Annotated in this window: 19 protein-coding genes; 13 read left to right on the top strand and 6 right to left on the bottom strand. The window is 73.6% G+C overall.

What is annotated here, in order from left to right:
* Positions 1–4 precede the first annotated feature (4 nt).
* The 3 genes from ACWHYA_RS16835 (at position 5) to ACWHYA_RS16825 (ending at position 2,984) form a co-directional block, all read left to right on the top strand.
* Positions 5–709 carry a VOC family protein gene (locus ACWHYA_RS16835; RefSeq protein ID WP_425940333.1) on the top strand — a complete coding sequence of 235 codons (705 nt, stop codon included), beginning with the start codon at positions 5–7 and terminating at the stop codon, positions 707–709.
* The gene (locus ACWHYA_RS16830; protein WP_425940334.1) at positions 706–2,025 is read left to right on the top strand and encodes a serine hydroxymethyltransferase; all 1,320 of its coding nucleotides are present in this window, start codon (positions 706–708) and stop codon (positions 2,023–2,025) included. Before ACWHYA_RS16835 ends, ACWHYA_RS16830 begins: the two co-directional genes overlap by 4 nt.
* A gap of 113 nt (positions 2,026–2,138) precedes the next feature.
* Entirely contained in the window at positions 2,139–2,984 is an 846-nt protein-coding gene (locus tag ACWHYA_RS16825; protein WP_425940336.1) for an alpha/beta hydrolase, read from the top strand.
* Between the two features lie 9 nt (positions 2,985–2,993).
* Here ACWHYA_RS16825 and ACWHYA_RS16820 read toward each other — a convergent pair whose 3' ends face one another.
* Positions 2,994–3,593 carry a hypothetical protein gene (locus ACWHYA_RS16820; protein WP_425940338.1) on the bottom strand — a complete coding sequence of 200 codons (600 nt, stop codon included), beginning with the start codon at positions 3,591–3,593 and terminating at the stop codon, positions 2,994–2,996.
* Positions 3,590–4,681 (bottom strand): glycerophosphodiester phosphodiesterase family protein, encoded by a 1,092-nt coding sequence (locus ACWHYA_RS16815; protein ID WP_425940340.1) that lies wholly within the window; start codon positions 4,679–4,681, stop codon positions 3,590–3,592. Before ACWHYA_RS16815 ends, ACWHYA_RS16820 begins: the two co-directional genes overlap by 4 nt.
* Before the next feature lie 129 nt (positions 4,682–4,810).
* Here ACWHYA_RS16815 and ACWHYA_RS16810 point away from each other — a divergent pair, with 129 nt between their 5' ends.
* Positions 4,811–5,407, top strand: coding sequence for a flavodoxin (locus ACWHYA_RS16810; RefSeq protein WP_425940342.1), 597 nt, complete (start codon positions 4,811–4,813; stop codon positions 5,405–5,407).
* On the opposite strand, the gene ACWHYA_RS16805 is transcribed toward ACWHYA_RS16810, so the two are convergent.
* The gene (locus ACWHYA_RS16805; protein WP_425940344.1) at positions 5,322–6,101 is read right to left on the bottom strand and encodes an esterase/lipase family protein; all 780 of its coding nucleotides are present in this window, start codon (positions 6,099–6,101) and stop codon (positions 5,322–5,324) included. The two genes, ACWHYA_RS16810 and ACWHYA_RS16805, sit on opposite strands and share 86 nt — an antisense overlap.
* A gap of 34 nt (positions 6,102–6,135) precedes the next feature.
* On the bottom strand, positions 6,136–7,020 hold the full coding sequence (locus ACWHYA_RS16800; RefSeq protein WP_425940346.1) for an alpha/beta fold hydrolase: 885 nt from the start codon (positions 7,018–7,020) through the stop codon (positions 6,136–6,138).
* A gap of 113 nt (positions 7,021–7,133) precedes the next feature.
* Between ACWHYA_RS16800 and ACWHYA_RS16795 the strand changes: the two genes are divergently transcribed.
* The 3 genes from ACWHYA_RS16795 (at position 7,134) to ACWHYA_RS16785 (ending at position 11,188) form a co-directional block, all read left to right on the top strand.
* Positions 7,134–7,835 (top strand): DUF5701 family protein, encoded by a 702-nt coding sequence (locus ACWHYA_RS16795; protein ID WP_425940348.1) that lies wholly within the window; start codon positions 7,134–7,136, stop codon positions 7,833–7,835.
* 87 nt (positions 7,836–7,922) lie between these two features.
* Positions 7,923–8,939 carry a dephospho-CoA kinase gene (gene coaE, locus ACWHYA_RS16790; protein ID WP_425940350.1) on the top strand — a complete coding sequence of 339 codons (1,017 nt, stop codon included), beginning with the start codon at positions 7,923–7,925 and terminating at the stop codon, positions 8,937–8,939.
* A 38-nt stretch (positions 8,940–8,977) separates the two neighbouring features.
* On the top strand, positions 8,978–11,188 hold the full coding sequence (locus ACWHYA_RS16785) for a multicopper oxidase family protein (RefSeq protein WP_425940352.1): 2,211 nt from the start codon (positions 8,978–8,980) through the stop codon (positions 11,186–11,188).
* A 49-nt stretch (positions 11,189–11,237) separates the two neighbouring features.
* Here the strand turns inward: ACWHYA_RS16785 and ACWHYA_RS16780 are convergent, their stop codons facing one another.
* A complete protein-coding gene (locus tag ACWHYA_RS16780; RefSeq protein ID WP_425940354.1) occupies positions 11,238–13,427 on the bottom strand; it encodes a S9 family peptidase in 2,190 nt (729 codons plus the stop codon).
* A gap of 130 nt (positions 13,428–13,557) precedes the next feature.
* Here ACWHYA_RS16780 and ACWHYA_RS16775 point away from each other — a divergent pair, with 130 nt between their 5' ends.
* The 6 genes from ACWHYA_RS16775 (at position 13,558) to ACWHYA_RS16750 (ending at position 20,394) form a co-directional block, all read left to right on the top strand.
* On the top strand, positions 13,558–14,550 hold the full coding sequence (locus ACWHYA_RS16775; protein ID WP_425940356.1) for a PAC2 family protein: 993 nt from the start codon (positions 13,558–13,560) through the stop codon (positions 14,548–14,550).
* Between the two features lie 131 nt (positions 14,551–14,681).
* A complete protein-coding gene (locus tag ACWHYA_RS16770) occupies positions 14,682–15,401 on the top strand; it encodes an EcsC family protein (RefSeq protein WP_425940358.1) in 720 nt (239 codons plus the stop codon).
* Positions 15,402–15,501: 100 nt separating this feature from the next.
* Positions 15,502–16,836 (top strand): DUF4192 domain-containing protein, encoded by a 1,335-nt coding sequence (locus tag ACWHYA_RS16765; RefSeq protein ID WP_425940360.1) that lies wholly within the window; start codon positions 15,502–15,504, stop codon positions 16,834–16,836.
* 48 nt (positions 16,837–16,884) lie between these two features.
* Entirely contained in the window at positions 16,885–17,292 is a 408-nt protein-coding gene (locus tag ACWHYA_RS16760; RefSeq protein WP_425940362.1) for a universal stress protein, read from the top strand.
* 365 nt (positions 17,293–17,657) lie between these two features.
* Complete coding sequence (locus tag ACWHYA_RS16755) at positions 17,658–19,427, top strand: RNA polymerase sigma factor (RefSeq protein WP_425940364.1); 1,770 nt, start codon at positions 17,658–17,660, stop codon at positions 19,425–19,427.
* 430 nt (positions 19,428–19,857) lie between these two features.
* The gene (locus ACWHYA_RS16750; protein WP_425940365.1) at positions 19,858–20,394 is read left to right on the top strand and encodes a GNAT family N-acetyltransferase; all 537 of its coding nucleotides are present in this window, start codon (positions 19,858–19,860) and stop codon (positions 20,392–20,394) included.
* On the opposite strand, the gene ACWHYA_RS16745 is transcribed toward ACWHYA_RS16750, so the two are convergent.
* Complete coding sequence (locus ACWHYA_RS16745; RefSeq protein WP_425940367.1) at positions 20,361–23,075, bottom strand: helix-turn-helix transcriptional regulator; 2,715 nt, start codon at positions 23,073–23,075, stop codon at positions 20,361–20,363. The two genes, ACWHYA_RS16750 and ACWHYA_RS16745, sit on opposite strands and share 34 nt — an antisense overlap.
* Positions 23,076–23,354 lie beyond the last annotated feature (279 nt).

Raw genomic sequence — 23,354 nt, 5'->3', positions numbered from 1 at the left:
CGGCATGACGGAACCGACGCCGCAGACGACCCCGCAGACGACGGCGCACCCCACGGACGCCGAGCTCTCGGCCGACCCCGAGCTGACCCACTGGCGCGTCCTCCTGGGACGGCTGGTCGCCCGGTGGCGGACCAGCAGCTTCGCCCAGGGGGCCGACTTCCTGGCCAGGGTCGCCGCCGTGGCCGACGAGCTCGACCACCACCCCGACGTCGACCTGCGCTACCGCCACGTGACGGTCACCACCGTCAGCCACGACGTCGGCCGGCTCACCCGCCGCGACCGGCGCCTGGCCGTCGCCGTCAGCGCGGTGGCGGAGGAGCTGGGGCTCGTGCCCGAGCCGCACGGGCTCAGCGTGCTGGAGGTCGGCCTCGACGTCATGGTGCCGGCCGACGTCGCACCGTTCTGGCGGGCGGTGCTGGGGTACGAGCCCGAGACGGAGGGCGGTGAGAACGACGCCCTGGTCGACCCCGCCGGCCGGCACGCCGGGCTGTGGTTCCAGCAGATGGAGCAGCCCCGCACCCAGCGCAACCGCTTCCACCTCGACCTCACCGTGCCCCACGACGTCGTCGAGGAGCGTCTGGCCAGGGCCCTCGAGGCCGGGGGACGACTGGTCACCGACGAGTTCGCGCCCGCCTGGTGGGTGCTGGCCGACGCCGAGGGCAACGAGGTCTGCCTGTGCACGTGGCAGGGCCGCGGACAGGACCGATGACCGCCCTCGCCCCCCGTTCCTGGCTGCCGGAGGTCTCCGGAACCCGGATCGCCGAGCTCGCCGCGGCCGCCGCCTCCCGGAGCGCGGACGACCAGCTGGCCGAGCTCGACCGGCTCGTCGCGGAGAACGACCGCATCCACACCCGCGAGTGCCTCAACCTCGACCCGGCCGCCAACGTCATGAACCCCCGCGCAGAGGCGATGATGGCGGCGCACCTGGGGTCGCGCCCCTCGCTCGGCAGCCCCGGCGGGAAGTACGAGACCGGCCTGGAGGCCATCGAGCAGATCGAGGTCCTCGCCACCGAGCTGGTCGCGGAGGTCTTCGGCGCCCGGCACGCCGAGGTCCGCGTCCCCTCGGGTGCGATCGCCAACCTCTACGCGTTCATGGCCACCTGCGAGCCCGGTGACACCATCGTCGCGCCACCTCCCTCGATCGGTGGGCACGTCACCCACCACGCGGGTGGCTCGGCGGGGATGTACCGCCTGCGCACCGTCCCCGCACCCGTCGACCCCCGCCGCTGCTCGGTCGACGTCGATGCCCTCCGCACGCTCGCCCACGAGGTCGGGCCCCGGCTCATCACGCTCGGCGGCAGTCTCAACCTCCTGCCGCACCCGGTCGCGCAGGTCCGCGAGATCGCCGACGAGGTCGGGGCCACCGTCCTCTTCGACGCCGCGCACCTGTGCGGGATGGTCGCCGGTGGCACGTGGGCCAACCCGTTGCACGAGGGCGCCCACCTGATGACGTTCAGCACCTACAAGAGCCTCGGCGGACCACCGGGCGGGGTCGTGGTCACCGACGACGACGAGCTCGCCCGGCGCATCGACGCCATCGCCTTCCCCGGCCTCACCGCCAACTTCGACGCCGGCAAGACGGCCGCCCTCGCCGTCACCATGGTCGACTGGCAGGAGCACGGATCGGGGTATGCCGCGGCGATGGCCGCCACCGCCCGTCGCCTCGCGGAGGAGCTGGCTGCGCTCGGCGCGCCGGTCTTCCAGACCGTCGACGGCCCGACCCGGTCCCACCAGCTGGCGCTGCGGGCGGCGCGGTGGGGCGGTGGTCAGGCCGCCGCGCGCATCCTGCGCCGGGCCAACCTGCTGGCCTGCGGCATCGGCCTGCCCCTCGACCCGGTCGAGGGGGACATGAACGGACTGCGGCTGGGGACCCCCGAGATCGTGCGCATCGGCCTGGTCGAGGACGACATGCCGCGCCTGGCCTCCCTGATCGTCCGTGGTCTCGACGGGGACGAGGGCGTCGCGGCCGAGGTGGCCGCCTGGCGGTCCGGGCTCACCGGGGTGCACTTCGTCCACCGGGGCTGACGATCGCGGGCGGACCGGACCGTCCACGAGGTCTCCCCCCGGTCGCAACCTCGACCTCGGGGCCCTGAGCGGCCGGTCGGCCCGGACCCAGCCGGTCGGGCAGGATGGGGTCCATGCCGGCTCGCCAGCCCCGACGCACCGGGCGCGCGGGCATCGGCCTCCTGATCCTCCTGACCCTGCTGGTGGTGGTGCTCGTGGCCCTGTCGAGCCTGCAGCGCTCGCTCATCTACGTCCCCGACACCTCCCCGGTGCCGGCCGCCGCGCAGGTGTTCGCCCGAGGGCAGGACGTGGTCCTGCACACCGAGGACGGGCTGGAGCTGGCCGCCTGGCTGGTCCCCGCCGACGAGGGAACGGACCGTGACCTAACCGTGCTGTACGCACCGGGCAACGGCGGCAACCGAGCGGCGCGCGCCGGGCTGGCCCAGGAGCTCAGCGCGCGTGGCTTCACGGTGCTCCTGCTCGACTACCGCGGGTACGCAGGAAACCCCGGCACGCCCACCGAGGAAGGCCTGGCTGCTGACACCGTGGCCGCCGCCCGGATGCTCGAGGCCGAGGGACATCCGGCGGAGCGCACGATCTACCTGGGGGAGTCGCTCGGGACCGGCGTGGTGGCGGCGCTGGCCTCCCGCCGTCCGCCGGCGGGCCTGGTGCTGCGCTCGCCGTTCACCGAGCTCGCCGCCGTGGGGGCGCACCACTACCCCTGGGCACCGGTGCGGCTGCTGCTGCGTGACCGCTACCCGGTGGTCGAGCACGTGCGGGACAGCCCGGTGCCGGTGACCGTGATCCGCGCGGCGCGCGACTCCGTGGTGCCGTCCCGGTTGAGCCACGAGGTCGCCCGGGCGGCCGGCACGCTGGTCGAGGAGGTCGTGCTGGAGGAGGTCGACCACAACGACCCCGCCATGTTCGGCCCGCCGGTGGCCGACGCGGTGGCCCGGCTGGCGGACGCACTCGACCGCTGAGGGGCGGGGTCAGCCTCCGCGACCGACCCCCTCGTCCTCCTCGGCGTCGTCCGCCGGACGGCGGTCGTCGGCAGGCACGGCCGAGGACGCCTGCGAACGCCCGTCGACGGCGCGGCGCAGCCTGACCAGGTCGGCGGGAGGGAAGAGCTCCGCGGGCCAGGCGCTGGCGACCGGCGATCCGACCTGCTGCAGGAACACCCAGTCGCCGCTCCTGCGGACGGAGGCGATCCCGTCGAAGGACAGCCTCGTCTCCGCCCACGGCCCGCGGAGCCGGAGCGCGTGCTCCTCGAAGGCGGACTCGAGCACCCTGCCCCCGTGCAGGCGACGACCGAACGCCCGACGGTTGATGAGGAACGCGAGACCCAGACCGAGGGATGCGACGGCCAGCGTGGGGGCCAGCGCGTACACGGTGCCCCACAGCACCCGCGTGCCCGTGCCGTAGCGCGCGTCGAAGGTGAGGCCCAGCAGCAGGGCGAAGGCCAGCTCGACCACGAGCACGAACAGCCACCACCGTGGAGAGCGCAGCGTGAGCCTGAGGAGGGCGCCCGCCGCCTCCCCTGCTGAGCGGCGGGTGGCGACCCACCGACCGGTCCAGGGAGGCGTCGTCACCCGGAGATTGTGCCCGACGACGCGGTCACGGGTCGGTCCCCGCGGGCGCGTCGGGGAGCCGGGGGTCGACCGAGCGCCCCCACGGCGACGTCCACGTGGTCCACGAAGATCCCGTCCACGCCGGCCTCGACGAAGGCCCGGACCTGGCCGGCCAGGTCGCCGTGCGCCGCAGGGTCGTCCCCCGAGCGGAACGGCGGCAGCAGGAAGGCGTTCTCGGCCCGGAAGGTCCACGGATGCACGACCAGGCCGGCCGCGTGCGCACGACCCACCAGCCCGGTGTCGACCAGGCCACCCCCGTCGCCCGGTGCGAGCACCATGGTCAGGTGCGGGCCCAGGCCGTCGATGCCGGCCCGGGCGAGCGTCTCCACCAGGGCCTCGGCCGCCGCACCGGAATCCTCGGTCCCGCCCTCGGGGGAGGGGTGCGGCGCGGAGGTGGGTGTCACGGCATACCCCTGCGGCTCGGTGATCAGGAAGACGGTCCTGGCCCGCAGCCCGAGCCCGGTGCGCATCCGCACGAGGCTGCCCAGCTCGAAGGACTGCACGAAGACCGGGGCGTCGGTGCGGTTGAGCCCGTACCGGGTCAGCAGGTCGACCAGCGGCTCCTCCAGCGGCAGGCCGAGACCGGCGAAGTGGCTGGGGTGCTTGGTCTCCGGATAGACCCCGATGTCGCGGTCGAGCTCCGCGCAGAGCCGCTCTCGCAGCTGCAACACCTCCTCGAGCGTGGGGACCTGCTCCTGCCGGTCGTGAGCGGCGCTGCCCGGGCGCAGGTGGGGCAGCCGCTCCACGGCCCGGAGGGTCCTCAGCTCGGCCAGGGTGAGGTCCTCGACGAACCAACCGGTCCGCTCCACGCCGTCGATCACTTTGCTCGTGCGCCGGTGGGACAGCTCCCGGTGGCGGGCGACGTCGGTGGTGAAGGTGATGTCGCTCTCGTGCCGGGCGACGAGGACACCGTCCCGGGTGACGACCAGGTCGGGCTCGAGGTGGTCCGCGCCCATCCGGGCCGCCAGCTCGTAGGAGCCCAGCGTGTGCTCGGGCCGGTAGCCGCTGGCGCCGCGGTGCCCGATCACCACGGGCCGGTCGGGTCTCACGCGTCCGACGGTAGAGGGTGCGGGTGAACGACAGGTGGCGCCGCTCCGGGGAGATGCCGGGGGGTCGGCGGGCGCCGTGCGGGCCCGGGAAGCGCGCCCGCTCCGAGCCTGTCGTGACTACCCTGCTTCATGCCCTCCGACCAGCCCTCCGACCAGCCCTCCGACCGGCCCGTCGACCAGTCCTTCGACCAGTCCACCGACCAGTCCTCCGGCCGGCCTTCCGACCGGTCCTCCGACCAGTCCTGGGGTCAACCCGCCGACGCCGCTCGGCGCCGACTGCTCGTGGTCCACCACACCCCCTCGCCCGGGATGCAGGCCATGCTCGAAGCGGCCCTGTCCGGCGCCCGGGACGAGGACATCGAGGGCGTCGACGTCGTCGTGCGGCCCGCCCTGACCGCCGGTGTGGTCGACGTGCTGGAGGCCGACGCCTACCTGCTCGGCACGCCCGCCAACATCGGCTACCTGTCGGGGGCGCTCAAGCACTTCTTCGACCAGATCTACTACCCCTGCCTGGAGGCCACGTCGGGGCGACCGTTCGCGGCCTACGTCCACGGCAACGAGGGGCTGGAGGGGGCGGTGCGGGCGCTCGGGGGCATCACGAAGGCGCTCGGGTGGGAGCCGGTCGCGCCGGTCCTGGAGCTCACCGGGCAGCCGGACGCCCAGGCTCTGGAGGGGTGCCGGGAGCTCGGGGCGGTGCTGGCGGCGACGGTGATGCCCGAGGGGTGACCGGCCGCGCGACCGCCCGCGCGACCGCCTCCAGCAGCTCCGGCCGCCCCATGATCCGGAAGTGCCCCCGCACGGGCAGCTCGACGTTCGTGGCCCCCTCGAGATGGGAGCCACGGGGGATGTGGGGGTCGAACTCGGCCCAGATCGAGGTGATCCGGTCGTTCACCCGCGGTTCCTCGCCCAGCAGGCGCAGCACCCGGTTGGAGGGGGAGAAGGCGCGCACGGCCGGCACCAGGAAGAACCGGGCGTAGACCGACCCCCGGAACGGCGTGGAGATCGCCACCATCTGCTCGATCCGGTCCTCGGGGTCCTGGTGCGTCATCACGTACTTGCCGATCAGCCCGCCCTTGCTGTGCGCGACCACGACCACCCCACGCAGGTCGTGCTCCTGCAGGTATGCCGTCACGAGCTCGGCGCTCGCGTCCACCGGGGCGATGTTCCACCGCAGGCGGGTCACGACGTGGACGGGATGGCCCAGGTCGTGGAGCAGCGCGGCGACCGGGCGCATGAACTGCCACCGCTCGTAGACGCCGGGGAGGAGGACGACCGGTGGGCGGGGTGCCGCCTCGTCCCGGTAGGTGGTGGGGTCGACCGGTCGGAGCAGACCGTGCGCCTGCCGCGAGACGACGTAGACGTAGTCGAGGAACCAGGCGTACCCGTGGCCGGCCAGCCGCCGGAGCCGTCCTCCGATCACCCGCCCATGCCTTTCCGCCCGTCCGTCGGCCGGGTCAGCCGTCGACCGGTTCCGGGGTCCGTCCGTCGCTGGCGTCCCTGCCCAGGGCGTGGGTCACGATCTCCTCGGCCACCGCGTCCGGGCTGGTGAACATCACCACGTGCGCCCCGGGGATCTCGACGAGCCGGCCGACCGGTGCCAGCCGGGCCAGCTGGTCGGCCTCGTCGTGCCGGGCGACCGGGTCGCGGTCTCCCCGGATGACGAGCAGGGGTGACTGCAGCTGCAGCACCGCCTCCTCGGTCGGGTAGTCGAGCATGGTCGGCACGGTCTCCAGGAAGCGACGAGGACCGGTGCGGACGTAGTCGCGGAAGACCGCCAGGTTGGCCGCGGGCGTCTCCAGGGCGAAGTCGGCGAGCAGCCGCAGCCCCTGGCGCAGCGGCGACCGGTCGCCGTGATCGACGACCCCGCCGATCGAGACGACCGGGCCGGCGAGGTGGGGGGCCTGCAGGGCGGCCTCGATGACGACCTGGGCGCCCATCGAGTGGCCGACGAGGACGGGCCGGTCCAGACCGGTCTCGCGGACGTAGGCCACGACCACGGCGGCGAGCTCCTCGATGGTCAGCGGCTCGGGGGGTGTGGGCGTCCCGCCGAAGCCGGGCAGCTCCAGCACGTGCACCCCGCCCGACCCCTCGATCCGTGCCGGACCCTCGGGCTCCGTCCCCTCGGTCCGTGCCGGACCCTCGGGCTCCGTCCCCCCGGTCCGTCCCTGTCCTGCGAGCGCCTCGGCCAGCGGGATGAGGTAGTGGTGCCCGACCCCGATGCCGTGCACCAGCACGTACTGCAGGTCGGAGTCGGTCTGCAGGCCGGCGTCGGTTCCGAGGCGTCGGACGTCGGTGAGGGTGTTGTCGTGCTCGAACTGGACCACCGGACGCCACTGCATGATGCACCAGCCTACGGGTGCGGACGCGCGGCCACGACGACGCGATCTTTCGGGAACAACCACGCACGCCACCGGGTTGACCCCACCCCAGCACCACGACCGGGAGGACCCTCGTGCCCGACCTCGCCGACACGACCAGCGCTCCCGCCGTCCCCGCCCTGCCCGGCCTCGCCGAGCAGGCCGAGCGGCTGATCACCCTGGGCGTTCCTGCGCTCGCCGGGCTCCCCGACGGCGAGGTCCGCGCCGGAGCCTCCCGGTTCGAGGAGGCCTCCGGCCCCGACGGACCCGCCTCCTGCGCCGGCCTGCTCGTCGTCTCGCCGCGTCTCGTCCCACCCTCGGCGCTGGCTCCCCTTATGCGGCTTCCGGCGCGCGGCGGGGAGCAGGCCGGGTTCGTCGTCGAGGACATGACCGACGTCGACGACTTCGCCCCGGTCGAGGAGGTGCAGGTGCCGGAGTCTGCCCTGTACGTCGTCACCGGTCCCGACCGCGGCGACGACCTGGGCAACTGGTCGCCCGACGAGGCGCTGCCCGAGCTGACCCGGCGCGGTCGCACGCCCCTCCTGACCGCCGAGGGGATCCAGTGGGCCCTGCAGACGCCCGGCGTCGTGGCCGACGGCCACTGCTTCATGACGATCGGGTCCCGGCTGCGCCGGGCGGACGGCCGGCTCGACAGCCGCACCCCCGCCGTCTGGATCTCCCGAGGGACCGGACGGGACGGCCGGGACCGCCGGGGCGCCCCCAAGGTCGGCTGGTGCTGGGCCGGAAACCGGCACACCTGGCTCGGGTTCGCCTCGACCACCGGGCGTCGGGGCTGAACCACCGCGCTCCGGGGATGAACCACCGGGCGTGGGGGCGGAGCCGCACCGCGCCCACCGGCGGGACCCACCGCATACCCTGACCCCATGCTGTGGGTCGGACTGTCCGGTGGGATCGGGTCGGGCAAGTCGACCGTCTCGGCGCGCCTCGCCGAGCACGGGGCGGTGGTCGTGGACGCGGACCGGGTGGCGCGCGAGGTGGTGGCGCCGGGTATGCCGGCGCTCACCGAGATCGTCGACCGCTTCGGTCCGCAGGTGCTCGGCCCGGGCGGCGCCCTCGACCGGGGGGCTCTGGGCCAGGTGGTCTTCGCCGACGACGGGGCACGGCGCGACCTGGAGGCCATCACCCATCCGCGCATCGCGGCGCGGACGCGCGAGCTGGTCGGCGCCGCCCCCGACGACGCCGTCGTCGTGCACGACATCCCGCTGCTGGTCGAGCTGGACCGGGCGGCGGGGTACGCGCTGACCGTCATCGTCGACGTGCCCGCCGAGGAGCGGCTCAGGCGGCTGGTCCAGCTGCGCGGGATGGACCCCGAGCAGGCCTGGGCCAGGATCGGGGCGCAGGTCACCGACGGGGAGCGCGCAGTGGCGGCAGACGTCCTGCTCGACAACAGCGGCACGATCGAGCAGCTGCACGCCGCCGTCGACCGTTTGTGGGACCGGCGCCTGGTGCCCTTCGAGGAGAACCTGCGGCGCGGGTGGTCCTCCTGGGAGGGGTCGACGGAGGCCGGGGAGCCCGTCGAGCCCGTCGAGAACGGTCGGTGCCGGACCCGGGCCGAACGGTCCCTGCGCCGGATCGCCGAGGCCCTGCAGCCCGAGGACGGGAGCGGCGAGGAAGGCAGCGGCGAGGACGGCAGCGGCGAGGACGTCCCCGGTGAGGTCACCGCGCTGCGGTGCGACGTCTCCGGCGGCGGACGCTGCGAGCTGCGGCTGTCCGTCCCCGGTCCCGCGGTCCTGGAGGACGCCGCGGTCCTGCGACGGCTGGGCCGGGTCGGCTTCGTCGTGGACCACGGCATCGTCCTCGGCGCGGACCCGCAGTGGCAGGTTAGGTGCCGCGTCGTGGAGGACCGTCAGACCCTGGCGCGCAGCTCCTACGGAGAGTAGTCTGCGAATCGCGACCTGACCACGGTGCTGTGGGGACCGTGGCGGCTGCTCCCCTGCTCCTCTGCCCGACCGAGGTGGTCCCGATGCACCAGTTCTCCCGCCGTTCCTTCCTCACCTGCACCGCGCTCGGCACCGTTGCCCTGGTCGTCAGCGACCCGGTCACCGGGGCCCGACGGGTGGTCGCCCAGGAGGAGGTGGCAGGGCTGCTGGATCCGACGACGCTGCCCGCGTTCGTCACTCCGTTGCTCGTCCCGCCCACCATGCCGCGCACCCGGCGCCGAGGGACCAGAGGGGGACCCGTCGACCACTACGACGTCTCCGTGCGCCAGTTCTCCCAGCAGATGCTGCCCGAGGGGCACCCGGCCACGACCGTGTGGGGCTACGGCCCGGCCGAGGGCGGCGTCGGGCGACGGCTGCACCACGCGCCGTCGATGACCATCGAGGCCGAGCACGGTGTGCCCGTGCGGATCCGGTGGATCAACGACCTCGTCGACGACCACGGCCGCTACCTGCCCCACCTGCTGCCCGTCGACCCCACCCTGCACTGGGCCAACCCCGACCTGCGTCCTGGCCCCGGTGGCGAGGCCCGCACGGACGTCCGGCCGGACTTCTCGGGGCTGACCTACGTGCCGCCGGGCGGGGTGTCGGACCCGGACACCCAGTACACGACCTACCAGGGACCGGTCCCGGCCGTCGTCCACCTGCACGGGGCGATGGGCATGGGCGACGAGTCCGACGGCTACCCCGAGGCGTGGTTCCTGCCGGCGGCGTGGGACCTGGGCGAGCACGCCCCGCACGGCACCTGGTACGAGTTCTTCGCGCGGAAGTCGCTGAAGCGCTACGGCGAGGAGTGGCAGCCGGGGGAGCAGGTCGCCCACTACCCCAACGACAACCGGGACTCCACCCTCTGGTTCCACGACCACACCCTGGGCATCACCCGTCTGAACGTGTATGCCGGACCCGCGGGCTTCTACCTGCTGCGCGGAGGCCCGCAGGGCGAGGACCAGGTCAGGGACGCCCGGACGGGTCGTCGGGCCGTGCTGCCGGCGAACGCGCCGGCCAGCTCGCAGGGTCGCGGACAGGTGCCGACCTACGAGCTGCCGCTGGCGATCCAGGACCGCACGTTCACCACCGACGGGCAGCTGTTCTACCCGGACACGCGCGCCTTCTTCGACGGGTACGAGGGGCCCTACGTCCCGGAGAGCCCGATCGCGCCGGTGTGGAACCCGGAGTTCTTCGGGAACACGCTCATCGTCAACGGCCGGACGTGGCCCTTCCACGAGGTCGAGCAGCGGCGCTACCGGCTGCGGCTGCTCAACGGCTGCGGCTCGCGGTTCCTCATCCTCGACCTCGACGGCATCCCCGGGGTCAGGGCCCACCAGATCGGCAACGACGGCGGCTTCCTGCCCGCGCCGCACGACCTGGCGCAGGACGACCTGCGGATCCTGCTCGCCCCGGCCGAGCGGGCGGACGTCATCCTCGACCTCACCGACGTGCCCGTCGGCGAGCACGTCATCACCAACCTGGGACCGGACGAGCCCTACGGCGGCGGGGAGCCAATCGTGGACGGCGTGGGCGACTTCGACCCCGCCGACCCGGCCACCACCGGCCGGGTCATGGCCCTGCGGGTCGTGGCTTCCCGGGACCGCGACCGGACGACCCCGGCGGAGCACCTCGTGCTGCCCGGCCTGCCGGAGGAGAAGGCACCGGCGCGGGTGCGCAAGCTGGCGCTGCTGGAGCACATGCACGACATTCACGACCACGAGGTCGAGGAGGGCGAGGCCCCGGCGGCCGCGCTGCTCGGGGTCATGGATGCATACCCGCAGCTGGGGGACGATGCGCTGAAGGCCCGCCCGTTGACCTGGGCCGACCCGGTGACCGAGAACCCCGACGTCGGCGACACCGAGGAGTGGGAGATCTACAACCTCACCGCCGACGCCCACCCGGTGCACGTCCACGAGACCCCGTTCCAGGTCCTGGAGCGGCGCGAGATCACGGTGGAGGAGGCCGAGTACGTCACCGACGTCGGCGGCCCGCTGCCGGTCCCGCCCGGCGACCGCGGCCGCAAGGACACGGTCATCTCCTACCCGGGCACGGTGACGAGGATCCGGATGACGTTCACCAACGCCGGGCAGTTCGTCTGGCACTGCCACGTGCTCGAGCACGAGGACAACGAGATGATGCGGCCCTACCGGGTCGGCCCGGTGCAGCCGGACCAGCCGGCCGACGGGTCGCACCACCAGCACTGAGCGCGGCCCGGCCGGTCGGCGTCTACTCCTTCGCGTCGCCGGTCGGCGTCTACTCCTTCAAGTCCTTCTTCGACGGAGCCGTCAGGCCCAGCACCTCGGGCAGGGCGGGCGGCTCCTGGCCCAGGACGTGCTCGGCGAGGAAGGCGCCGACCACCTGGTACCAGACCTTGGCGTGCTGGGGGGCCAGGATCCAGTGGTTCTCCTGCGGGAAGTACAGGAACCGGTGGTCGGTCGACCCGTCGGCGGCGGCGGGGCGGCCGGACCGGGAGAGGAGCTCGTACCACAGGCGCAGGCCCTCCCCGATCGGCACGCGGTAGTCCTTGTCGCCGTGGATGACGAGCACCGGGCTGACGATGTCCTGCACGAAGCGGTGCGGGCTGTGCTTCTCGCTCATCTCAGCGGTCATCTCGCGCTGCCAGTAGTAGGAGGCGTCCGTCGTCGGGCCGAAGCCGTCGAGGGCCCACAGCGAGGCGTGCGTGACGATCGCCCGGAACCGGTCGGTGTGCCCGGCGACCCAGTTGGCCATGTAGCCGCCGAACGACCCGCCCATCGCCGCGGTTCGGGAGGCGTCGACGTCCTCCCGTGCCTCGACGGCGTCGGTGATCGCCATGAGGTCGGTGTAGGGGGCGTCGCCCCAGGCCCCCCAGCCGCGCTGGACGAAGTCCTGCCCGTAGCCGGTGGACAGCGCCGGGTCCGGCAGGAGCACGGCATACCCCTGCGCGACCATGAGCCAAGGGTTCCAGCGCCAGGTCCAGGCGTTCCACGAGCTGAGCGGGCCGCCGTGGATCCACAGCAGGAGCGGGTGGCCGCCGGCGACGTCGTCCTGGGGCATCGCGAGCCACCCCCGGACCCGGGTGCCGTCCTCGGTGGTGGTCTCCACCTCCTCGAGCCGCCCCGGGATGCGCGGACGCTCCACCGGTCCCCTCAGTGGGGTGACCTCCCCGGTGGCCAGGTCGAGCCGGACGACCTCCGGCGGGTAGAGGTAGGAGCTGCGCACGCCGTAGGCCACCCTGCCGTCGGGGGCGACGACGAGGTCGGACCAGGCGGCGTCGTCGGTGGTCACCTGGGTGACCTCGCCGGAGGCCACGTCGATCCGGAAGACCGGGCAGCGTCCGTCGCTGTCGGCCAGGACGAGGACGGTGCGGCCGTCGGGCGTCCACGCGACGGGGGTGGCCCAGCGGTCCCAGTCGTGCGCCAGCGGGGTCGTCCCGCCGGTGGTCGTGTCGAGCAGGAACAGCTGCGGGCGCGGTGGGTCGGTGGGGGTGGTGACCCGGTCGACCACGACGACGGCGCGGGTGCCGTCGGGACTGACGGGTCCGGCCTCCACCTCGGTGCCGTCCCGGTCCAGGAGGGTGCGGCGCCGCCCGCTCGAGAGGTCGATGCGCACCAGCGCCGAGCGCAGGTCCGCCCCGGCCTGCGGGACGGGCACCGACAGGAGCGCGAAGGTGCCGTCGGGGGACAGGACGGGGGAGGGCTCGTGCAGGGGCGCCGGCAGGTCGCCCGTCAGCAGCCGCAGCCGCAGCTCGGGGGACCGGTCGACGGTCCCCGGCAGGGGGGCGGGAGCCTCCTCCTGGCTCTCGTGCGGGTGACCACCCTCGACCTCGCCGTCCGCGGCGACCGACCCGGCCGTCGGGCCGCTGCCCTGCTCGACCGCGAAGACGTGCGGCCGGGCCGGGCCCAGGTCGTGGTCCCAGAAGCGCACGGGGTAGCCGCTGTGCAGGATCGCGTCGACCCCGGCCTCCTTGCGGGCCTTGGCCAGGGCGGCGTGCTGCTCCTCGTCCGCGGCCCCGGGGAGCAGGTCGGCCGTGACGACCGTCCGGTCCGCCTCGCGGGCGCAGCGCACCCCGCCGACGCCGCCCGGCCGGCTGAGCACCACGCGGGCCTCCCCGCCGCGGGCCGGGATCAGCCACAGCGCCGGGGTGGGGGTGTCGTCGTCGTCGCCGTCGGGGTCGGGCCGCGCGGAGGTGAAGAACAGGTCGCCGTTGGCCGAGAACGCCGCGCCCGACTCGCCCTTGCTGCTGCGCGTGAGCCGGTGGGGCTCCTGCCGCCCGGTGGGGTCGACCTCCCACAGCGCCGAGGCGTACCCGGTGCCCTTGCGGTTGAGGGTGGCCACCGTGGTGACCAGGCGGGAGCCGTCGGGGGACAGGGCCAGGCCCGAGAGGCGGGGGACCGCCACGTAGTGGTCGAGGTCGTGGAAGACGGACGCGGGGGTCCGGGACTGGGACGCGGGTGCGGTCATGTCCTCTGTGATACCACCCTGCACCGACGATGTCGCACCGTCCGAGGCTGTCGGCGGCACGGCATACCCTCTGGAATGCCCCGACGCACCCGGGACGTTGCACCTGCCAGACGAGAGGAGAGGACTTCCCGTGACGACGAGCTCACCCCTGTTCCGCCTGGAGACCGACGCCGCCCGGCAGCCCCAGCCCGCCCCGCTCATGGTGGTGGCGCTGGAGGGCTTCCTGGACGCCGGACAGGTGCGTTCCACCCTGGCCGAGCACCTCCTGGAGCACCTCGAGCACGAGGTGGTGGCGAGCTTCGCGGCCGACGAGCTGGTCGACTACCGCTCGCGCCGCCCGCTGATGACCTTCGACTCCGACCACTACGCCGACTACGACGACCCCTCCCTCGTGCTCTACCGGGTGCAGGACGCCGCCGGGGAGCCGTTCCTGCTGCTGCACGGCTTCGAGCCGGACTTCCGCTGGGAGGGCTTCATCGACGCCGTGCGTCAGCTGGGTCTGTACTTCGGGGTGCGGCGGGTCGTCAGCGCGCACGGGATCCCGATGGCGGTCCCGCACACCCGTCCCGTGGGAATGACCCGCTTCGCCAGCGACCGGGAGCTGCTGGGCGACCACACGCCGGTCTTCGGTCAGGTCAAGGTGCCCAGCAGCGCCGAGAGCCTGCTGCACCTGCGGCTGGCCGAGGCCGGGCTGACCACGATGGGCGTGGCCGTCCACGTGCCGCACTACCTGGCCGAGGCGCAGTTCGGGGACGCGATCGTGGCCGCCGCCGACGCCGTCATGGACCTGACCGGGCTGGTGCTGCCCACCGCCGAGCTCGTCGCCATGGCCGGGCTGACCCGCGCCCAGATCGAGAGCGAGCTGGACCAGAACCACGAGGCGCGCGAGGTCGTCGAGACGCTCGAGCAGCGCTACGACCACTTCATCGAGGGGCAGAAGCGGCGCAGCCTGCTCGCGGCCGAGGCGGCCAAGCTGCCCAACGCCGACGAGATCGGGGCCGAGCTGGAGAAGTTCCTGCAGGACCCCGGCGTCGCCGGACCGGCCCCGCAGGAGGGCACGGTGGTCGAGGACCGCGCCGTGGAGCCCACCGAGACCGACGAGGACCCCGACCCCCAGGGCTGACCGGGAGGGGTCCCGCAGCCGGGTTCTGCCGACCATGCACGCCCCCTGGTCCGCGCCGCCGCGACAGGCGGGTCCGCCCGCACCGTGGGACGATGTGGGCCGTTCATCCACCACACCTCAGGAGGACATCCGTGGGTCTCTTCGACCGCAAGGACGACAACCAGCCCGAAACCGCCGAGCCGGACGGCCCGCTGGAGTCGATGGCCAACGCCTTCGTCGGGCGCATCGTGGACGCGGGCATCAAGGGGCCGGGGCCGATGGCCTCCGCGCACAAGGTCGCCGCCGAGGCGCTGAAGAAGGCCGACGGCGACGTGCGCAAGGCCGTCGACGAGGTCGTCTCCGACCACGTGAAGCTGGCCAGCGCCGGCGGGTTCGTCACCGGCGTCGGGGGTCTGGTGACCATGCCGGTCTCGCTGCCCGCCAACGTGCTGGGCTTCTACGTGCTGGCCACGCGCATGGTCGCGGCCATCGCCGAGCTGCGCGGGTATGACGTGGACGCTCCGGGCGCGCGCGCGGCCATCAGCCTCTCCCTCGTCGGTGCCGACGCCGAGGACATCCTGCAGAAGACGGGGCTGTCCGTGGCCGCGGGGATGACCGGGTCCGGCCGCCTGGCCCGGATGGCGATGGACCGGATGCCCAAGGCCGCCGGGATGATGGTCAACAAGGCCGTGGGCTTCCGGCTGCTGACCACCGTCGGCGGGCGGGTCCTGGGCAAGCTGATCCGGTTCGTGCCGATCGCCGGCGGTGTCGTGGGTGCCGGTCTGGACGGGGTGCTCATGAAGCGCCTGGCCGACCACGCGCGACGCGAGTTCGTCCAGACCTCGCCGGGCGGGACCGCGATCAGCGAGTAGCGGCATACCCGGGTCCCCGTCCTGACGACGGTCGCGAGGTTATCCACAGATCCCGAGACGGGCCCGGCACGACCGGGCCCGTCTTCGGCACTGTGGGGCCATGGACGAGACGACAGGACCGACGACCCCCACCACCTCCGGCTCCACCCCCACCCCCGGCTCCGCCGGGGCTCTCCCGCCCGTGCGGGGAGCAGCTCACCTGATGACCGCGATCCCGCACCTCATCGGCTACCGGCCCGGCCGCTCGCTGGTGGTCGTCGCCACGGTCGCGCAGGCCGCCGGTCCCCGGCGGCCGACAGGTCGGGGGACGATGCGTGGGCGAATGGTGATGACGGTGCGTGCCGACCTGGCCGCTCCCGGTGACGTGCAGCCGGCCCTGACCCGGCTGGCCCCGCCGGTCGCCCGGCTCCGCGCGCAGCACGGGGAGGATCTGGTGCTGCACTGCTACCTGTGGGACGCGGACGAGGAGCTCGGGCTGCTGGCGGCGCGGACGCTGCTGGAGTTCGCCGAGGATCACCGGGTGCGGGTCAACGACGTGGCGGTCGTGGGCATCGACGCCTACCTGCCGCTCGTCGAGGCCGGTGGCCCGGTCGTCCCCGGGGTGGTCGCGGACGGGAAGGGGACGGCGGGACACGCGCCGCATGCGTGGCTGCCGATGCCGGCCCCGGCTGACGTCCCGCTCGTAGCCGACCTGGTCCTGCAGGGGCGGGCCGTGGCGCCCGGCCGGGACGCGGCCGTGGCGCGGATGCGCCGACGGGACGAGGCGGCCAGCCGGGCGACCGAGCAGGCCCTGCTGGAGCTGGCTCCGGGCCAGCTCGACGGGAGCGCCTCCCTGGCGGCGTTGGGACGGTGGGTGTGCGGCGGCTCGTTCGTCCAGCCACCGACGGCGCAGGACCGTGCTGCCGTGGCGCTCGTCCTGCAGGACCGCACGCTGCGTGATCTCGTGCTGGCCAGGTGGCTCCCGCGGCTGTTCAGCCTCGAGGACCTCCTCGAGCCTGAGGCCGTCGAGAGGATGTGCGAGCTGCTGCCGCCGTGGCCGGTGGACCACGGGACGGCGCTGGACCGGCTGATCACCCTCGCCGGACAGGTCCCGGTCGACCTGTCGGTGCCGTTCGTCACGCTCGCCGGTCTGCTGGCCTGGGGAACGGGCGAGGGCACCCTGGCGAACGAGGCCGCCGACCTGGCGCTGGAGCTGGACCCGGACTACCGGATGGCCCGCCTCCTGCGCCAGGCGCTCGAGCACGGGATGCCGCCGGAGATCCCTCGGAACGCCGAGCGGACGCCGGCGCACGGGGAGGACGCCGCCGCCGGGGAGGACGGGAGCGACGGGGACGACGAGGACGACGATGCCGCCGGGGGTGACGGGAGCGACGGGAACAGGAACGACGCGACCGACGGGAGCAGCACCACGCGGGGGCGCGGCCGGGCGGCCTGACCCGGCGGTGTAGCCTCCGAGCAGGATCCCCCAAGGAGGAAGGTGCCCATGTCGGTCATCGTCGGTTACATCCCCACCCGCGAGGGTCGCGCCGCCCTCCGCGCGGCCAGCGCCGAGGCCATGCTCCGCACGACCAAGCTGGTCGTGGTCAACTCCCACCGCGGTGGACGCGACTTCGACGCCGATGAGGCGCAGCGTTTCGAGGACGAGCTGAACAAGGTGCAGCGCGTGCTGGACGAGGCGGGCATCGAGCACGAGGTCCGTGCCCTGGTGCGCGGCAACGAGCCTGCCGAGGACCTCGTCGAGGTCGCCGACGAGAGCGGGGGCGAGCTCATCGTCATCGGCCTGCGGCGGCGGACCCCGATCGGCAAGCTGATCCTGGGCAGCAACGCCCAGCGGATCCTGCTGGAGGCCTCCTGCCCCGTCCTGGCCGTCAAGGCGGGCGACAGCGACTGACCCGGGCCGACTGAGCCGGGCCGACGGACCCGGGCCGACCGAGTCGGACCGACCGAGTCGGACCGACCGAGTCGGACCCTCGGGCGCCCGTGCGGTGCCCGACGGTCCGTCTGGTTGGCGGCCCGCCTGGCCCCTGGCCGATCAGGTCCGGGTCGACCGAGCGTGGAGGGCCCCTGACCAGCACGGAAGAGGCGGTCGGGGCCTGCGTTCCGACCCCTCGGCATACTTTCGGCGGCCTCGACGTTTTATAATGGCGAGTGTCACCTGCTGCGCACGGCAGATCATGCACTCCGCCGCCCGGATCACGCCGCCGATCCCTCCTGCCCGGCCGCCCGCCCCACGCCCGAAAAGAGTTGGTTCTTCCCGTGACAGCCAAGACCACCCGCCCCGCCGTCCCGACCGACCTGCCGCCCGCCTTCGAGCACGAGGCGCTGCGCACGCTGCTGGCCCAGGGAGCGCAGGACGGGCACGTGGCGATGGCTCAGGTCCGGGAGGCTCTGCAGGTCGCCGAGGTCGGGACCGCCGCCGCCCAGAAGAAGGTGCTGCGCGTCTTCAGCGACGCCGCCATCGAGGTCCGGGACGACGGCACCGCCCAGACGACCACAAAGCGTCCGCGTGCCAAGACGCCCGCCGCGACGGGCCGGACCACGGCGAAGTCGGCCGCGGCGAAGAAGGCTGCCGGCGCGCCCGCCGACCCGGACGCCGACCCGGACGGTGACCCCAGCGCGTCGGACACTCCGGCCGAGGCACCCTCGACCGAGAAGAAGGCCCCCGCCCGGAAGACGGCGGCCAAGACGGCCGCGACGAAGTCCACCGCGGCCAAGACCACCGCAGCGAAGACGACCGCCAAGAAGACCACCGCCAAGAAGGCCGCCGGCACGTCGGCGACGACCGGGGGTGCGGCCGACGCCGCCGTCGGTGAGAGCGCGCCCGCCGGCAGCGCCCGCAAGACCGCTGCCGCGAAGACCGCGGCGACCCGGAAGGCAGTGGCAGCCAGGAAGGCCGCGGCAGCCCCGGTCGAGGACTCCGACTCGGACTCCGCGGCCGTGGAGGCCGACGCCGACCTGGTGGTCGAGGAGGGTGGGGCGTCCAACGAGGACACCACCGTGGCCACCCCGGTGGCCGAGGGGGTCAAGGCGGCCGGTACCAAGAGCGAGGACGACAGCTTCGTCCTCACCAGCGCCGACGACGACGACGCGCCCGCCCAGCAGGTCGTGACCGCCGGTGCAACGGCCGACCCGGTCAAGGACTACCTCAAGCAGATCGGCAAGGTGGCCCTCCTCAACGCCGAGCAGGAGGTCGAGCTCGCCAAGCGGATCGAGGCCGGTCTGTTCGCCGAGGAGAAGCTGAACTCCGGGGAGAAGGTCGACGCCAAGCTCAAGCGCGAGCTGTGGTGGATCTCCCAGGACGGCAAGAACGCCAAGAACCACCTTCTCGAGGCGAACCTGCGTCTCGTCGTCTCCCTGGCCAAGCGCTACACCGGCCGCGGCATGCTCTTCCTGGACCTCATCCAGGAGGGCAACCTCGGTCTGATCCGCGCGGTGGAGAAGTTCGATTACACCAAGGGCTACAAGTTCTCCACCTACGCGACCTGGTGGATCCGCCAGGCGATCACCCGCGCGATGGCCGACCAGGCCCGCACCATCCGCATCCCGGTGCACATGGTCGAGGTCATCAACAAGCTGGCCCGCGTGCAGCGTCAGATGCTCCAGGACCTGGGCCGCGAGCCCACCCCGGAGGAGCTGGCCAAGGAGCTGGACATGACGCCCGAGAAGGTCGTCGAGGTCCAGAAGTACGGCCGCGAGCCGATCTCCCTGCACACGCCCCTGGGTGAGGACGGCGACAGCGAGTTCGGTGACCTCATCGAGGACTCCGAGGCGGTCGTGCCGGCGGACGCGGTGTCCTTCACGCTGCTGCAGGAGCAGCTGCACTCGGTGCTGGACACCCTCTCCGAGCGCGAGGCCGGTGTGGTCTCGATGCGCTTCGGCCTCTCCGACGGTCAGCCCAAGACCTTGGACGAGATCGGAAAGGTCTACGGCGTCACGCGCGAACGGATCCGTCAGATCGAGTCCAAGACCATGTCCAAGCTGCGCCACCCGAGCCGGTCGCAGGTCCTGCGGGACTACCTGGACTGACCGGGCGACCCGGGGTGGGTCGACGTCGACGGGTGCTATGAGAACAGCATCCCGAGGTAGACGGCGAGGAAGACCCCGATCACGAAGGTGGTCACGATCGCCCCGGACAAGCACATGCAGAACGCGAGATCCTGCCAGTCCTGACGTCTCATGGTCGCTCCCGCGGTGGTGAAACGCGTGCGACGGATCAGTCACCGTCGCCAGCCCCAGGTCGAGACGAGGCTGGTCGTGCGCCTCGTGAGGGATCTCAAGGGCTCAAAAAAGATTAGCGCGATGTGCTCCACGTCACAACGTGACGACCGGCCCGCCACGCAGCGCATCCGCCGTCACGTCAAGACCCCGGTCGAACGACGGACAGGGCCGGGAGCGACCGGCTGACGGACAGACCTGGCAGCCCTGATCTGCTGCCTGCGTGCTAGGAGTAGTTCTCATGGAACGGTCCGCTGGTGGCGCATCGGTGCCCGGTCTGCACGTGGCACGGCTGACCCCCGACGACTGGCGCGACTACCGGGAGCTGCGCCTGGGCATGCTGCGAGACGCGCCGGACGCGTTCTGGACCGTGCTCGCCGACGTGGAGCACCTCGCCGAGGCCGAGTGGCGCAAGCGGTCCCACGACCGCACCCTGCATGTGCGCGACGCCGGGGGCACACCGCTCGGGACCACGACCGTGCTGACGCGGGAGACCAACCAGGCCCTGGGTCTGCAGGCCGGCTCCGGGGACGCGCTCGTCCTGGCGGTGTATGTCGTGCCCGCCGGGCGGGGGAGGGGGGTCGTGGACCTGCTCCTGGAGTCCGCCCGGGACCTGGCCCGCGGGCTGGGGTGCACCCGGATGGTGCTGCAGGTGGGAGAGTCCAACACGGCTGCGCGCCGGGCGTACGAGCGGCACGGGTACCGGCTGACGGGTGCCTCCCTGCCCCATCCGCGGCTGGAGGGTCAGCGTGACCTGGAGATGTCCCGGCCGGTCTGAGGCCGGGTGCCGGGATGTCGCAGGTGGTGGGCCACCGCCTCGGCCCGGCCGCGGACCGCGAGCTTGCGGTAGATGTGGCTGGTGTGGTGCATCACCGTCTTGGGGCTGATCCCCAGCAGTCGGGAGATCTCCCGGTTCGTGGCCCCGGACGCCAGAGCCTCCAGCACCTGACGCTCACGGGCGGTGAGCTCGGTGTCGCCGGAGCCGGAGCCGGGACCGGTGTCGTCGGAGGTGCGGAGGTCGTCGGACGTGCGGGTGGATCCCGTCTCCCTCACCGACCGGGTCGGGGACGCCTCCACGCCCGTCGGTGTCGTTCCGCCCCTCTGCCCGACCGCGATCGACGGGAGGGTCGCCGGCCCGACGTCGGTGTGCCCCGCACTGCTGTGCCCCGTATCGGGGCGGCCAGCGGCCGTCCGCCCCGCGTCGGGGCGGCCAGCGGCCGTCAGCCCCGCGTCGGCGTGCCCCGCGGCCGTCGGCCCGGCGGAGGCCGGGCCCACCGACGTCCGCTCCGAGACGGACCGGTCCAGGCCCCGGGCGAGCGCGAGGGCGGCGTCGAGGGCCTCGTCGTGGCTCAGGTGTGCACCCCAGGCGACCTCACGGACACCCTCCGGCCCGGTGGCCGCGTGGTAGGCCTCCTCGGCCTGGTCGAAGACGGCCGCGACTGCGGGTGGCAGGGCCGGGCGCAGCACGTCGAGGTGCCGCGCGACCATGCCGAGCAGTCGTCCGGCGCAGGGCAGGTCCTGCACCTGGAGGGCCACCAGGAACAAGCACATGAGAGGAGGGCCCGCCCGGGGTCGGGCACCACTGGCGCCGGTTCGGCGGAGGGTGGCCATGCTGTGGCGGACGGCGGTCGACAGGTCGCCGGCCCCCAGGGCACCGAACGCGGCCATCGGCTCCAACCAGTCCAGGGTGCGCAGGTCGCCGTGCTGGCGGGCCAGGTCGACCAGCCGGGTACGGTCCGGCAGCTCGATGCCGTCGGGCGGGGGGCCGGGGAGGCTGAGCAGCAGACCGGTGGGCGACAGGGCGAGCCCGGGATCGTCGAGGCGGTGGGCGCGGGAGACGGCCGAGCGGGCCCACTTCGCGGCTTCGACGGGATCTCCTCGCTGGTGCGCCAGCATGCCGAGCCAGGTCTCGATCCGCACCAGCCGCGCCTCGTCAGCCAGCCGGCGGGCCAACGAGTGTCCCTCCCGGGCCCAGGCCTCGGCGGCCTCGCGGTCGACCATGGAGCGCGCGGCCTGCACGGCCACGAAGGTGACGCCGAGCAGCGCCCGGTCACCCCTGAGCCGGGCCTGCTCCCGGATCCGGGTCAGCTCCGGCACGACCGCCGAGACGTCGGCGGCCGAGCTCGCCGTCTCCGCCCGCAGCAGTTGGACCCAGGCGGCCAGCACCAGGCTGCGGGTCTCGGCCGCGACGTCCGACGTGTCCTCCCCGAGGGTGGAGAGGACCGAGGCGACACGGTCGGCGGTGCCCGGGACGGCACCGCGGGCGAACCAGACGGGCAGCAGCGCCAGCGCCAGGTCGGTGGCGGCCGGGGCGTCCCCGTCGGCCAGGGCGGCGTCCAGCGCCCCGGTGAGGTCGGGTTCGACAGCCGCTGCACGACGGCGCGCCTCGGACAGGCTTCCCGACTCGTCGAGCTGGAGGCAGTCGTTGGCCACCCGACGCGCCCAGGACCGGTGGCGCCGGCGCAGCTCGTCCGAGGGCGTGCCCATGGTGCGCAGGTGGTCGCGCACCACGGGCGCGACGGTGAACCGGCTGACGCGTCCCTCGTGGTCGGCCTCCACCAGGTGGACGTCGACGAGGGCGGCGAGGTCGTCGACGACGTCGTCCCGACCAGTGACCTGCTCCACGTCGTCCACCGTCACCGACGACCCGAGGACCAGCAGGTCGAACAACAGCTGGCGGGCGGACTCGTCGAGGAGGGCGACGCTCCAGGCCAGGGCGGTGGCCAGGTCGTGATCGGCGACCCCGTCGGACGGGTGCGACCTTCGGCCCGGTGGGCGGAGGAGCTGGCCCGGAGCCCGACGGAGGAGGTGCAGCAGGGTGCTGGGGGAGTAGGTGGCGGCCCGCGCGGCGACGAGCTCCACGGCCAGCGGCAGCCCGCCCACGTGCCGGCAGATCCGGGCCACGTCGGCCAGGTCCGCGCCGTCGACGTCCACGGGTGCCCCGGCCCGGGCGGCCCGGTCCAGGAAGAGGTGTACGGCGGGCTCTGCGCGCAGTCGTTCCGGCGCGTCGAGCGGGTCCGGCAGCGGGAGCGGAGGCACCCGCACCACCACCTCGCCGGGCAGCCCCACGGGCGTGCGGGCGGTGAGCAGCAGACTCAGGCCAGGCCGTGAGCGCCGCAGGTCCTCCACCACCGCGGGCCCGTCGACGGCGTGGTGGACGTCCTCGACGAGGATCAGTCCGACGTCGGTGGAGGAACACCTTTCCAGGGCGGCCTCCAGGGCGCCGGCGCTGCGGCATACCCTCCCCTCCACGGTGCACGACGTGCAGGGGCGGTCGGACTCGCATCCGGGGGTGTCAGGGTCGCAGGAAGGGGCGGTGAGGCTCAGTGCCGCCCGAGCCACCGTCGAGGTGCCTGAGCCGGGAAGCCCGGTCAGCGTCAGCAGGACACCGGGGGCCTCGAGCTCCTCGAGGATGCGGCGCAGCACGTCGTCCCGCCCGTACGGGGTGCTGGGGTCCATGGTCGATTATGGCGTGGGCCAGGGGGGCCTGTATAGGGCATTCGCCCTATGCGGCAGCAGATCCGGGCAGGTGGTGGGGCATTCGCCCGATGTGCGCTCCTCGACCCGGCTGATATTCATGAGGCGTGGTCCCGTGACGGGGCCGTGCACTCGGGGACACGAAGATCCCGCGGCCGGCGCCCTCCTAGAGCCGTCCGCGACGATCGGTCGCACGACCCCCACGGGCCTACAACGAGGGCCGCGGGGGGCCGGAGGGTGGGTCCGGCGGCCGGGGGGCGG

The organism is Ornithinimicrobium carbonis, assembly GCF_977012275.1.
The sequence above is the reverse complement of the archived record's forward strand: the minus strand, read 5'-3'. Positions and strand labels throughout refer to the sequence as shown.